Annotated in this window: 13 protein-coding genes; 5 read left to right on the top strand and 8 right to left on the bottom strand. The window is 70.5% G+C overall.

The genetic code is table 11. The features are described 5' to 3' along the window. Window positions 1–267: 267 nt before the first annotated feature. A complete protein-coding gene (locus ITI46_RS30075) occupies window positions 268–447 on the bottom strand; it encodes a hypothetical protein (protein ID WP_209243088.1) in 180 nt (59 codons plus the stop codon). A gap of 457 nt (window positions 448–904) precedes the next feature. Between ITI46_RS30075 and ITI46_RS30070 the strand changes: the two genes are divergently transcribed. The 3 genes from ITI46_RS30070 (at window position 905) to ITI46_RS30060 (ending at window position 3,361) form a co-directional block, all read left to right on the top strand. Further along, the gene (locus ITI46_RS30070) at window positions 905–1,549 is read left to right on the top strand and encodes a hypothetical protein (RefSeq protein WP_247746811.1); all 645 of its coding nucleotides are present in this window, start codon (window positions 905–907) and stop codon (window positions 1,547–1,549) included. A gap of 197 nt (window positions 1,550–1,746) precedes the next feature. Beyond that, entirely contained in the window at window positions 1,747–2,799 is a 1,053-nt protein-coding gene (locus ITI46_RS30065) for a hypothetical protein (protein ID WP_247746810.1), read from the top strand. A 124-nt stretch (window positions 2,800–2,923) separates the two neighbouring features. Continuing rightward, a complete protein-coding gene (locus ITI46_RS30060) occupies window positions 2,924–3,361 on the top strand; it encodes a hypothetical protein (protein ID WP_209243086.1) in 438 nt (145 codons plus the stop codon). Here ITI46_RS30060 and ITI46_RS30055 read toward each other — a convergent pair. After that, on the bottom strand, window positions 3,350–4,576 hold the full coding sequence (locus tag ITI46_RS30055; RefSeq protein WP_209243085.1) for a serine hydrolase domain-containing protein: 1,227 nt from the start codon (window positions 4,574–4,576) through the stop codon (window positions 3,350–3,352). The genes ITI46_RS30060 and ITI46_RS30055 overlap by 12 nt on opposite strands. Window positions 4,577–4,789: 213 nt before the next feature. Continuing rightward, window positions 4,790–5,353 (bottom strand): hypothetical protein, encoded by a 564-nt coding sequence (locus ITI46_RS30050; RefSeq protein WP_209243084.1) that lies wholly within the window; start codon window positions 5,351–5,353, stop codon window positions 4,790–4,792. A 236-nt stretch (window positions 5,354–5,589) separates the two neighbouring features. Between ITI46_RS30050 and ITI46_RS30045 the strand changes: the two genes are divergently transcribed. Then, a complete protein-coding gene (locus tag ITI46_RS30045; protein WP_209243083.1) occupies window positions 5,590–6,174 on the top strand; it encodes a hypothetical protein in 585 nt (194 codons plus the stop codon). A 70-nt stretch (window positions 6,175–6,244) separates the two neighbouring features. Here ITI46_RS30045 and ITI46_RS30040 read toward each other — a convergent pair whose 3' ends face one another. The 4 genes from ITI46_RS30040 to ITI46_RS30025 are packed head-to-tail and all read right to left on the bottom strand — an operon-like array spanning window position 6,245 to window position 10,413. Continuing rightward, window positions 6,245–7,219, bottom strand: coding sequence for an ABC transporter substrate-binding protein (locus ITI46_RS30040; protein WP_209243082.1), 975 nt, complete (start codon window positions 7,217–7,219; stop codon window positions 6,245–6,247). Then, window positions 7,219–8,121, bottom strand: a complete 903-nt coding sequence (locus tag ITI46_RS30035; protein ID WP_209243081.1) for an ABC transporter ATP-binding protein — start codon at window positions 8,119–8,121, stop codon at window positions 7,219–7,221. The genes ITI46_RS30040 and ITI46_RS30035 overlap by 1 nt, the downstream gene beginning before the upstream one ends. Then, window positions 8,118–9,278: a FecCD family ABC transporter permease gene (locus ITI46_RS30030; RefSeq protein WP_209243080.1), complete on the bottom strand. Its 1,161-nt coding sequence runs from the start codon at window positions 9,276–9,278 to the stop codon at window positions 8,118–8,120. Before ITI46_RS30030 ends, ITI46_RS30035 begins: the two co-directional genes overlap by 4 nt. Before the next feature lie 43 nt (window positions 9,279–9,321). After that, the gene (locus tag ITI46_RS30025) at window positions 9,322–10,413 is read right to left on the bottom strand and encodes a FecCD family ABC transporter permease (protein WP_209243079.1); all 1,092 of its coding nucleotides are present in this window, start codon (window positions 10,411–10,413) and stop codon (window positions 9,322–9,324) included. Window positions 10,414–10,561: 148 nt separating this feature from the next. Here ITI46_RS30025 and ITI46_RS30020 point away from each other — a divergent pair, with 148 nt between their 5' ends. Further along, window positions 10,562–11,221: an HAD family hydrolase gene (locus ITI46_RS30020; RefSeq protein ID WP_247746809.1), complete on the top strand. Its 660-nt coding sequence runs from the start codon at window positions 10,562–10,564 to the stop codon at window positions 11,219–11,221. An 11-nt stretch (window positions 11,222–11,232) separates the two neighbouring features. Here the strand turns inward: ITI46_RS30020 and ITI46_RS30015 are convergent, their stop codons facing one another. Further along, a complete protein-coding gene (locus ITI46_RS30015; protein WP_372452100.1) occupies window positions 11,233–11,460 on the bottom strand; it encodes a hypothetical protein in 228 nt (75 codons plus the stop codon). Window positions 11,461–11,647: the final 187 nt, after the last annotated feature.

Genomic DNA, 11,647 nt, shown 5'->3' with positions numbered 1-11,647 from the left:
GGACGGGGGAGAGGAGGTCGGGCCGGGCACGCAACAGCGCGGCGAGCGCGCTGTCGTCCCGCGCGCGAAGGTCCTCCGCGAGAGTGCGAGGGCCGGACGCCGACGCCTCCGGCGGTACGGCCGGCTGAGAGGGAGAGCCCCCTTTCTGCTCACTGCTCATCCTCCCAACGGTAGCGGCCCCCACCCCCACCACCGGCCGCGCTGCAAACCTCCCCCTCTTCGCCGCCCCCGCCGAGCGGGAGCCGTCCCGGCAGGGCGGCGAGCGAGTCAGGCTCCCCGGTGTGCCCGAGTCAGGGCAGGCCGGAGCTGGGTGCTGTAGCGGTGTACCACCGTTCGCGGCTTCTCCAATTCGAGCCAGTAGATGAACGGGGGCGGGCCGCTGATCTGGATGATCTCGCCGTTCCTGCCGGTCTTCGCATCGCGAGCGGTCTGGCCCACGGACCACATGTCAAACGCTCCGAAGCGGTCGGCTCCGGTGCTTCTCGGGGTCATGCTTCGCATGGAGGTGCCGCGCGAACAGCGCGGTCAGGTCGGCCTGCCCCTTCGGATCGAAAGCCGCCCTCCTGATCTGCGTGCGGTACCAGTTGCAGTCCTCACAGCGCAGCTCTCCCGGCGCGCAGTCCGGCCGCAGGTCGGGTGCCTGTTGGTGTGCCCGCCTGTGCTCCATAGCTACTTAGTCCTTTGCTGCCTTGCCGGTTGGTTGCTGCCAGTCAACGGCTGCAAAGGGGCGGTTTCTACTGGAAGTTGGAGACTGCGGCGCAGTCAGCGCCATAAGCTGAAAAGACACAGAAAAAGGTATGAGGCGGACCTTGCACACCACGCTTCAGCACGCTATGGACGCCAAGGGGCTAAAGGTGCACGCCTTGGCCCGTAGAGTGGGAGTTCAGGCCAAGACTGTCTCCACATGGCTCACGAATCCCAAGGTTGTGCCGCATCCGGGGACGCGTCGCCAACGGGGGTGACTGAAGAGATGTTGTGGCCCGAGGCATTCAAGTCGACTGTGAAGGTGGGGCCGGACAGGGAGATCGTCAGCGTCTACCCCTATCGGAATGCCTGCCCGACGTCGGTCTGGAGTGCAATGATCGACAAAGCGGAACGGGACATCCTCTTCGGCGGGTACACCAATTACTTCCTCTGGCAGGAGCAGCCCCGCCTCGCCCAGCGTCTTAAGACCAAGTGCGAGGCAGGCTGCCGGGTCCGCTTCCTTCTGGGTACTCCCGACAGTCCCACGACGAAGGCTCGGGAGGAGAACGAGGACGTACCCCTCACCATCTCAACCCGTATCCGTATCACTCTCGACGCCCTGGAAAAGATGGGCGACGTCGACGGTCTCGAACACCGCTTCTCCGAGGGGCACCTGGCCATGTCCGTCTTCCGCATGGACGATCAAATGCTGGTGACCCCACATCTGACAGGAATGCTGGGCCACGACTCACCGACGTTCCACCTCCGTCGCTTGGAGAGCGATGGGGTCTTCGACCGTTTCGCCACTCACATCGAGACCCTGTGGGAGGAAGCCCAGGCCACCTGTCAGCCGCCAGCCGAATGACCGCTTGCTGGGAGGGAGGGGGAGGGCCATGGTGCGTGGTCGGCACGGTGTACTCCCTTTGGGGTGGGGGTGCGCGGTACGGTCTTGGCGGAGGGCTTGAAGGGCTAGCGGGCTGCGGGGACTTGGTGGGGATCGAGAGCGATCAGCTTGTCTTCGACTATCTGAGCCGGGTCGGGGATCTGGCGCACAGTACGCGGATGAGCGCTGCCGAACGGGCCCGGCTCGTCGGCGGCTTGCGTGGGGAGATCGACCGGGCGCGGGCCGCGGAGGGCGGCGCGGTGACCAAGGCCGCCGTGCAGAAGATCCTCAACCGGATCGGCCGCCCCGAGGAGGTGGTGGCCTCCGCGAACGGCGGGGAGAGCCCCCGCCCCGCAGCGCCGATGCCCTCCGAAGAGGCCCCCGCGGGGGACAGCGCGGCCGGTACGAGCAAGGGGCGTACCCGGCGCGAGGCCGAGGCGGAGCCCTCCCGCCCGTCCGTCCCCAACCAGCGCACCGGTACCGGTACCGGCACCCCGACCGCGGCTTTCGGTGCTTCCTCTCCGCATCTGGCGAGCCTCGACGAGTTGGGTGCCGAGGATTCCGACCCCGACTGGTGGCGCGTCGACCCGAGTCCGTTCGGCTCCGGACCCGGCGGCACCAACGCCATTGCCGCAGGAGAGCCGGTGCCCGGCTTCGTGGGCGGCATCGAACTGCCGGAGGTCCTCAAGCCGCCGCCCGCGGAGGGGGAGGGCCGGCCGGAAGGGCCGACCGCACCGGCAGCCCCCGCCGCGCCCCAGCCGGCCGGGCAGGCCCCCGCGGCGGAGGCCGCCCCCGCCCCGGCGGGGAAGCCCGGACTCGGCGCGGCGCTGCTGATACGCCGCCTGCTGCGCGGAAAAGGCAGCGGGCAGGGAGAGGGAGTCAGTGGGCGGGGCGGCGTGGTCGAGTGGACCGCGGCAGTCCTGCTGGTGGCCGGCTCCGTCATCGGCTCGCTCATCCCGCTGGCCGTCGGGTGGCTGGCGGCGTGGTGGTCGCCGAAGCTGAGCCGCATCGAGGCCAAGTGGGCGGCTCTGGGCATGCCCGGTGTGGTGCTCGGGGGCATGGCCGTCTGGCTGTGGGGACGCGCGACCAACCGGTGGGGGGATCACCTGGCCAAGGGCGGCGACGCCCTGCGCGAGGCGATGGGCGACGCCTTCCCGGTTCTGCTGCGCGTGGCGGCGATAGCCAGCGCCCTCTATCTGATCTGGCGGGCCAGAAAACCCTCCCAGGGGTGAGGGAGGCACGCCGAGCCGAGTACGACCCGAGGGCCGAGTCGGGGCCGGGCTGTGGCCGGGGCGGGCCGGGCCCAGCCGGGCCCCGGCTCCGGGTGCCGACGGGCGGGTGTCAGACTCCGTGACCATGTCCCCCTCTCCTTCCTCCGCGTGGCGGACAGCGATTGCTGTGCCGGTGCTCGCCGTCGGCGCGGTGGTGTGTGCGGCGGATTCGCTGCGGCTCTCCAACAAGCACCAGCACGACATGTCCTCCGCCTGCCGCTATCTCGATGTGTCGGGAGCGCAGTTCGTGACGGCCTACGCGGGCACGGGGATGGCCGTTCTCGCGGTGCTGCTGTACGCCCGGTATCTCACCAACTCCCGGCACCTCAGCGGCGGGCGCCAGGCGGATGCTCCCTCGCGCGTCACCCCGTCCCACCTCCTGGCCACGGTGTCCACCGCTCTCGCGGCCGGTGTGCTGCTCGTGGGTGGAGTGGCGGTCTGGGCCGCCCATGACCAGCAGGCGGAGGCCACTGCCAACGCCGGTCGCCCGCTGTGCGAGGGTGCCGCCCGCTCAGCGCTTTGAGCCGCACAGGGCGTGGTCGACCAGCTTCCGGGTGGCGGAGTTGAGCCGTATCTGGTCGGGTATGCCGCCGTCGCTGGTGACGGAGACGGTGACCGCGCGACGGCCGTCCTCGGTGACGCCGGTGCGGGTGTAGGAGCCGAAGCCGTCGCCCTCGTGGTGCCGGTAGCTCCCGCCGCAGGACAGTGGGTTCTCCCGCAGGCCGAGGCCGTATCCGCCCTGGGGCCAGGCGGCGATGTCCTCGGGGTCGTCGGTCCGCTCCACCGTCTGCTTCATCTCGGCGAGGCGGCCCTTGGACAGCAGCTTGCCGGTCATCAGGGCGCGGTAGAAGGTGTCGAGGTCGCTGGTGGTGCTGATGACCGCGGAGTCGGCGGTGTGCTGGAGGCTGTGCTCGGTCACATCGAGGGGTTTGCCGTCCTTGCCTGGTATCGGAAGGATGACCCGGGCGTGCGGGCCCGGCAGATACGGGTTCGCGCCCGGGACGTGGGTTGCGCGGAGCCCGAGCGGGGCGATCACACGGTGCTCGACCTGCTCCCTCCAGGGGAGCTTGCCTGCCTTCTCGGCGATCATGCCTGCGAGCAGATAGTTGGTGTTCGAGTACGCCCAGCGCGGGGTCTCGCCGGGGCGGGGGGTGAACAGTGGCTTGTGCCGCATGGCGACGGCGACGTAGGAGGCCGCCGGGGTGGTGTCGTAGCGGTACTTGTCGAAGTCCTCGAGAACGCCCGACAGTTCCGGATCGTCCACGTAGTCGTACAGCCCGCTCGTCTGTCGCAGCAGATCGCGGACCGTGATCCGGGAGCCGTCGTTGCCGTTCCCCTTGACCACGCCCGGCAGCCACTTCTCCACCGTGTCGTCCAGGGACAGCTTTCCCTCGTCGGCCAGTTGCAGCAGAACGACTGCGGTGAAGGTCTTGGTCGTACTCGCCGCGCGGAAGCGGGCGTTCCATGGCACCGGCTCGCCCGAACCGGCTCTGGCCCGTGCCGCTTTACGGCCGTCCCGGACCTCGGCCAGCACCTTGACCTTGCCGCCCCCTGCCGCGCGGACGGCCGCCACATCGTGGCGGAGCACACCGGAGCTCGAGCCTGTCCGCTTGCCGTCTGCCTGCGTTTCGGCGGCGCCCGCTTGCTGGGTTCCGGTGAGCCCGGCCAGTACCGCCACCGTCAGCGCTGCCGTTCCCCATCGAACCGTGTGCTTCGCGCTTCGTGTACGGACACGCATCGTCCGTCCCCTCCCCGTGGCATCCGCCCCGGCGTCCGTGAGGGCCCGGTGCCCCCGCCGCACACCAGAAAACCAGCGCGGAGATCAGCGGGCGATGGTGTCAGGGCCCGACTGTCAGGTGGGGCTAGCACTACCCCGCCGGGAACCGCCGTGCGGGCCTTGCGCTGACCTCCGGCAGGGGCACCGGTCCGTGGGCCCGAAACCTCAAGAGCCTCAGCGGCGTCTGCCGACCACGCTCGCCATGCCGAAGGTGCCGCCGCCGGCGATGGCGAGGCCGAGGAGGGCGATGGCGCCCTTCAGGCCCTTCCACCAGAACTCGGCGGGAGCCCCGGGCTCGTGTTCCATCATCGCTTCGAACGCCTCGCTGCCGCCGGCGTTGAGGATCACGATCACGAAGCCGTTGCAGGTGCCCATGAAGGCGGCGAGCATCGCCAGCAGCGCCGGGGCGATGTACGCGCCGGGGTTGGGCCCGCCCATCTTGCCCGCTACCCCGCCGACGGCGAGGGCGAGCACCAGCGTGAAGACCACGTACATGACCCGCAGCCCGATCTTCGACAGGTCCTCATAGCTGGCGAGGAGCAGCAGGGCGAACACCGTGGCGCCGACGCCCGAGAGGAGCCAGCCGAGCAGGAACGCCTTCGCGCCGCTGCCTTGGCGCTGCGGCGGGAAGCCGGGCTGGTACGGGTAGCCGGGCGGCCCCATGGGCGGCGCGGGCTGCATCGGCTGCATGGGCGGTGCGGGCTGCATGGGTTGCTGCGGCTGCCAGGGCTGACTCATCTCGTTCCCCCGTATGTGAAGCATCTTCCGAGATCTGAGCGCCTAAGGTACCCAAGGTGCGCAGGGGCGGAAGACGTCGCGGGGGCGCGAGCCGCAGACGTTCCGCGTCGGTTACGCTGCCGGTCCAGTGCTTCGAGACTGTCATGGCCTGGCAACTGCGATGACAAGGGCACGGCGTTCCGGTACAAGCTTTAACAGCTTTCCAGTGCAAACGCTCACGCACAACGGGGGATCTCATGCGTATACGTCGCGCCAGTCGCGCCATCGGCGCCGCAAGTTTCGTCCTTGCCGCAACGGCCGTCCTGTCCGGATGCGCCGACGACCCGAAGGACAAGGCGTTCGGCGGCCTGGGGGACGTCGACGACCTGCCCACGGCGCCCAGCGGGCCCTCCATCCCCTCGCCGGGCAGCTCCAGCACCCCCGGGCTCAGCTCGGGCGGCTACAGCAGCGGTTCCACCAGCGGCAGCAGCGATCTGCCGACACCGTCCTCGCCGCCCACGTACAACCCCAGCGCGATCGGCGAGGTGGACGGCTCGCGGTGCCGCTACAGCCGTTCCCTCGGCCAGATGAGCTACGACGTCGAGATCCAGAACGCCTCCACCGACCAGGCGTTCCAGTACAGCATCACCGTCACGTTCAAGGTCGGTTCCTCGCCCGACTCCTCGATCGCGACCCGGACGATCGGCACCCGCTTCAAGACCCTGACGGTCTCTCCGGGCGGCACCCGCACGGCCACCGTGGATGTGTCGCACTCCACCAACGACCGGATGGTCTACTCCTGCCAGGTCACCAGCGCCACCAAGTCCCCGACGTCGTCCTGAGCCGCATCTCCAGGGGCCGGTCTGGGGCCGGTCTGCCCGCCCCTGGAGGCCGGTGCGGGGCAACGGTGCCCTATTTCGTCAGATCCGACTCCATTTCGTCCAGGATCTTGTCGGCGGCCGTGTAACCGATGCCCTGGATCCACAGTTCGTCCTCGACGTGGAAGGCACGGTCCGACTTGACGGCGCGCATGTTCTTCCACAGCGGGCTCTTGACGGACTTGGCCTCGCCCGACTTCTCCGGGTCGCCGTAGGACGTGTAGAAGACGACATCGGCGTCGCCCTTGTCGACCTGTTCCGGGCTGACGTCCATGGCCAGGCCGCCGTAGTCCTTGGCCCGTGCGGCGACCGGCGGGCGGGAGAGGCCGACGTCCTTCAGGATGGTGGCGATGTACGCCTTCTCGCCGTAGATGCGGGTGTCGGCGCCCTCCTGGAAGCGGATGACGCCGGCCTCGATCCCGGCGGCCTTCTTCTTGCCGCCCAGTGCCTTCGTGACCTTCTTGGTGTGGGCCGTGTAGTCGGCCAGTACCTTCTTCGCCTCGGCCTTCTTGCCGAGTGCGTCCGCGTGCACCTGGAAGTTCTCCTTCCAGGGGTATCCAGTGGTTTTCGTCATCACCGTGGGCGCGATTTTCGACAGCTCGTCGTAACGGCCGGCGTCGCGCTCCTTGTTGGTGAGGATCAGATCCGGCTTCAGGGCGGCAATTTTCTCCAGGCCGGGCTGCGCGATGACGCCGACGTTTTCGACGTCCTTCAGTTCGCCCTTGGGGAGATAGCCGGGAAATGGCCGGCCTGGCTGAGCAGTCGTGGCGCCGACCGGCTTGACGCCCAAGGTGATCGCGGAGTCCAGCTCCGCCGTGTCCAGGACGACGACGCGCTGGGGGTTGTCGGGCACCTTCACAGGGCCGTTCGCGGTCCGCACGGTGTGCGTACCGCCCTTGGCGCCCTTTCCGGAGCCGGAGCCGGAACCGGAGTCCGAGCCGCAGCCGGTCAGGGCGAGGGACGAGGCGAGGGCGAGTGCTGTGCCCACGGCGGTTGTGGTGACCTTCATCAGAGGCCCTGCCTTCCTGTCGAGGGTTCGAACGTGCCGGGTCCACATCCCGCGGTGCCGGCCTGCTGCTGGGCCGGAGCCTGCTGCGGCTGCCAGGGGGCGCCCGGGACGACGAGCGGGTCGCCGGTGACGGGGCAGGGCACGACGACGGCCTCCAGCCCGAACACCTCGCGTACGAGGGCTGCGTCGACGATCTCCTCGGGCCGCCCGCGGGCGACGACGCGGCCGTCCTTCATGGCGACGAGGTGATCGGCGTACCGGGCCGCCTGGTTGAGGTCGTGCAGCACCATCACGACGGTGCGCCCGCGTGCGCCCTCGGCAGTGCGCGCGGCGAGCTGTCGCACCAGATCCAGCACCTCCACCTGGTGCGCGATGTCCAAGTACGTCGTCGGTTCGTCCAGTAGCAGCAGATCCGTCTCCTGTGCGAGCGCCATGGCGAGCCATACCCGCTGCCGCTGGCCGCCCGACAGTTCGTCCACCGGACGGTCGGACAGCGCGGTGACATCGGTGCGCTCCATCGCTTCTGTGACGGCCCGTTCGTCCTCCTGCGACCACTGCTGCCACCACCGCTGGTGCGGCTGCCGGCCTCGCGCCACCAGGTCCGAGACGGTGATCGCCTCGGGAGCCACCGGAGACTGCGGCAGCAGCCCGAGGGACTGCGCGATGGTGCGCGTCGGAATACGGGACAGGTCCGCGCCGTCCAGCAGCACCGCACCGGCACGTGGGCGCAGCAGTCGGCCGAGTGCCCTCAGGGTGGTCGACTTTCCGCACGCGTTCGGCCCGACGACCACGGTGACCTCGCCGTCCGGTATCTCCAGATCCAGCCCGTCGACGACGGTGCGTTCCTCGTAGCCGAGCGTCAGCTCGCGCGCGGTCAGCCGGCTGGTGACGGTGGTGTTCATCGTGCGGCCCCTCTGGTGGTACGGATGATCAGCCAGATCAGATACGGGGCGCCGACTGCCGCCGTGAGTACGCCTACGGGCAGCTCCGTGGGTGCGAACAGTTTGCGCGCGAGCAGGTCCCCAAGGGTGACCACAAAAGCGCCCAGCAGTGCCGAGGAGAGCAGCGGAATCTGTGCGGTACGTGTCAGACGGCGCGCGATCTGAGGTGCCAGCAGTGCCACGAAATCGACGGGCCCGGCCGCACCTGTCGCCACGGAGGCGAGAACGACTCCGGTGACCACGAGCACCAGCCGGTTACGGGACAGCCGCACACCGAGCGCCGTCGCCGTGTCGTCGTCCAGCGTCACGGTGCGCATGGCGCGCGCCGACCAGATCACGCACGGCAGCACGGCCAGCAGTGCCACGCTCAGCGGTGTCGCCTGGTCCCAGCCGCGGCCGTTCAGCGAGCCGGTCAGCCACACCTTCGCCTGCTGCGCCACCAGGTAGTCGCCCTTGGTGAGGAACAGTTGGGTGAGCGAGCGCAGCGCGACCGAGATGCCGATGCCGATCAGGATGAAGCGGGTGGGCCCCGCTCCCGGCCGCGCGCCGGCCGAACGCGTACCGCCGCGCCAGGCGAACAGGTACACCAGTGCGGCGGCGGCCAGGCCACCGGCGGTGGACAGGTACGGCAGGGTGGCGTACGAGGTGATGCCGTACGTCATCGCGCCGACGGTCAGCGCGGAAGCGCCGTGCGTGACGCCGATGATCTCGGGGCTGGCGAGCGGATTGCGCGCCACGGTCTGGATGAGGGCACCCGCGACGCCGAAGGCCGCACCCGCCAGCAGCCCGACGGCCAGCCGCGGCATGCGCAGGGTGCCCACTACCAGTTCGTCGGGGGAGGGCCGGCCGAACAGGACTTTCACGACCTCGGTCACCGGGACGGTGGTCTCCCCGAGGGTGAGGTTGGCGACGACCGCGGCGAACAGCGCGACCGCCAGCGCGCCCGCGACCAGCACAGCCCGGCGGTGCAGCAGCCACGAGGTGTCCCGGGCCCGTACGAGGCCGTATCCGGCAGGCCGGACAGGCGGGGCGGACCGGTCAGACCGGGCGGACCGGTCAGGTCGCCCGGAGCCGGAAGTCCCCGAAGCGCGGGCGGGCTCGGTGGGGAGGGAGCTCATATCCACACCCCTGTGGAAGCGTTACCTGTTGAACCGGTGACGCTCATGAGGCGACCGCCCTCCGTCGCACCAGGGCCACCAGGAACGGCGCCCCCACAAGTGCCGTCATCACACCCGCCGGAACCTCCCCCGGCCGCATCACGAGCCGCCCCGCCACATCGGACACCAGCAGGACGACGGGGCCCAGCAGGGCCGCCATCGGCAGCAGCCAGCGGTGCCCTGACCCCACCAGGGCGCGCGCCATGTGCGGAACGGCGAGCCCCACGAAGGCGATCGGACCGGCGGCGGCAACTCCGGCGCCGGTCAGCACGGTGGCCCCCAGCCCGCCCACGACCCGTACGGCCGCGACCCGTTGGCCGAGCCCGCGCGCCATGTCGTCGCCCAGCGCGAGCGCGTCCAGACCGCGGGAGACGGAGAACACCAGCAGGGCGCCCGCCACCAGGAACGGCCACACCTGCCCCGCGATGGCAGCGTCCCGGTCCGAGAGCGAGCCGACCTGCCAGAACCGGAACTCGTCCAGCGCGGCGGCGCGCGTCGTCAGAATGCCGGAGACGACCGCGACGAGCAGGGCGTTGACGGCCGCACCGGACAGCGCGAGCTTCACGGGCGTCGCGCCCCCGCGCCCGCGCGCGGCAACGGCGTAGACGGCGACCGCCGCGACGCCCGCGCCCGCGAAGCCGAACCACACATAGCCGCTGAGCGAGTGCACCCCCGCGAAGGCGATCGCACACACCACACCGGCAGCGGCGCCCTGGCTGACGCCGAGGATGCCGGGCTCGGCGATCGGATTGCGGGTGAGGCCCTGCATGACGGTGCCGGCCAGCCCGAGCGCGGCGCCGACCATGACGCCGACCAGGGTGCGGGGCACGCGCAGGGAGCGGACGACCTCGGCGGCGTTGCTGTGCCCGCCGTGCAGCAGTGCGTCCCACACCGCGGAGAGCGGCACGGGGCGGCTGCCGAGGGCCAGGCTGAGCAGCGCAGCCACCGCGAGTGCGACCGCGCCCGCCAGGAGCCACGCGAGCCTCCGCGCCACGGCGGCCCTGCGGGGCCGCTCCGACGCGGCACCGCCACCGCCGGCCGGCGTTCCGGCCGGCGCCCCGGCGGAAGCGGAGCGGGGTGCGGGGGCGGCAGGCATCGGTCCCCTTCTCGGACGGAGCGGTATTGGTCCGGTATCGGTGCGGTATCGGGCTGTGCGGTATCAGGCTGTACGGCGGCAGGTTAGGCAGACCTAAGTGCTGGGGCAGATCACAGTGTAAGGCGTAGGCCCAGGCACAATGACCGGCATGGTTTCGTGTGCTCCGTCCCCCTCCGCGGCGTCGGCGTCGAGCAGTCCGGCCGGTCCCACCGTCGGCTTCGACCTCGACATGACGCTGATCGACTCACGCGCCGGTATCCACGCCACCTGGCGGCGGCTGGCGGCGGAGACAGGCGTGTCCATCGACGCGGATCTGGTCGTCAGCCGGCTCGGGCCGCCGCTTGTGCAGGAGATGGCGTACTGGTTCCCGGAGGAGGAGATTCCGGCGATGGCCGAGCGCTATCGCGCCCTCTACCCGGACTACGCCATCGAGCCGAGTGCCGCGCTGCCGGGCGCCCGTGAGGCGCTGGAGGCGGTACGGGCAGCGGGCGGGCGCACGCTGGTCGTCACCGCGAAGCACCAGCCGAGCGCGAAGCTGCACCTGGACCACCTCGGCCTCGTCCCCGACGTGCTGGTCGGCGAACTGTGGGCCGAGGGCAAGGCGGAGGCGCTGACCGCGCACGGTGCCACCGCGTACGTCGGGGACCACGTGGGCGACGTACGGGGTGCGCGGATGGCCGGCGCCAGCTCGGTGGCGGTCGCCACCGGACCCTGTGATGGCGCTGCGCTGGCCGAGGCGGGTGCCGATGTGGTGCTGCCCGACCTGACGGCGTTTCCGTCCTGGTTCGCCGAGTTCATCCGCGGCTAGACCCGCGCCGCTTACGGGGCGCGCTGGGCGAGCGCCGTACGGACGACGCCCGCGGCGGCCAGCAGGAAGCCCAGGGCCATCAGCATGCAGACGAAGTACGCGGGCGCCGGGAACGGGTCGGTGCCCAGGAACAGCGGTGCGACCGTGACGAGTGTGGCCACCGCGCCCAGGAGAAAGACGATGCCGCCGATACGTACGAGAAGATCACCGGCGGACGGAGTTTCAGTGTTCACCCACACAGGGTAGGTCCGGGATCGAGTGCTCCCCCAGGGGGCACTCGGCCGCCCGGAGACAGTCCGGCCGGGAACCACCGAACGGCACCCCGCCCTCGGTGGCACCTTGCCACGGCGCCCCGGGCCATTAACCTTGGTGGTGGCGGGTCGTGCGGCCCGCCCGACTGCTATTCCGGGGGATCGGGGGTCGGGG

The sequence above is a fragment of the Streptomyces oryzae genome, from assembly GCF_017676365.1.
Lineage (GTDB): Bacteria > Actinomycetota > Actinomycetes > Streptomycetales > Streptomycetaceae > Streptomyces > Streptomyces oryzae.
Note: the sequence above shows the minus strand (reverse complement) of the source record. Positions and strands in the feature narration are given on the sequence as shown.

Bases quoted from the DNA above. Each gene is read 5' to 3' on its own strand.
- ITI46_RS30025 (WP_209243079.1), bottom strand. From the start codon at position 10,413: ATGCCTGCCGCCCCCGCACCCCGCTCCGCTTCCGCCGGGGCGCCGGCC.
- ITI46_RS30060 (WP_209243086.1), top strand. From the start codon at position 2,924: ATGTCCCCCTCTCCTTCCTCCGCGTGGCGGACAGCGATTGCTGTGCCG.
- ITI46_RS30040 (WP_209243082.1), bottom strand. From the start codon at position 7,219: ATGAAGGTCACCACAACCGCCGTGGGCACAGCACTCGCCCTCGCCTCG.
- ITI46_RS30020 (WP_247746809.1), top strand. From the start codon at position 10,562: ATGGTTTCGTGTGCTCCGTCCCCCTCCGCGGCGTCGGCGTCGAGCAGT.
- ITI46_RS30035 (WP_209243081.1), bottom strand. From the start codon at position 8,121: ATGAACACCACCGTCACCAGCCGGCTGACCGCGCGCGAGCTGACGCTC.
- ITI46_RS30050 (WP_209243084.1), bottom strand. From the start codon at position 5,353: ATGAGTCAGCCCTGGCAGCCGCAGCAACCCATGCAGCCCGCACCGCCC.
- ITI46_RS30030 (WP_209243080.1), bottom strand. From the start codon at position 9,278: ATGAGCTCCCTCCCCACCGAGCCCGCCCGCGCTTCGGGGACTTCCGGC.
- ITI46_RS30075 (WP_209243088.1), bottom strand. From the start codon at position 447: ATGTGGTCCGTGGGCCAGACCGCTCGCGATGCGAAGACCGGCAGGAAC.
- ITI46_RS30055 (WP_209243085.1), bottom strand. From the start codon at position 4,576: ATGCGTGTCCGTACACGAAGCGCGAAGCACACGGTTCGATGGGGAACG.
- ITI46_RS30065 (WP_247746810.1), top strand. From the start codon at position 1,747: ATGAGCGCTGCCGAACGGGCCCGGCTCGTCGGCGGCTTGCGTGGGGAG.
- ITI46_RS30045 (WP_209243083.1), top strand. From the start codon at position 5,590: ATGCGTATACGTCGCGCCAGTCGCGCCATCGGCGCCGCAAGTTTCGTC.
- ITI46_RS30070 (WP_247746811.1), top strand. From the start codon at position 905: ATGGCTCACGAATCCCAAGGTTGTGCCGCATCCGGGGACGCGTCGCCA.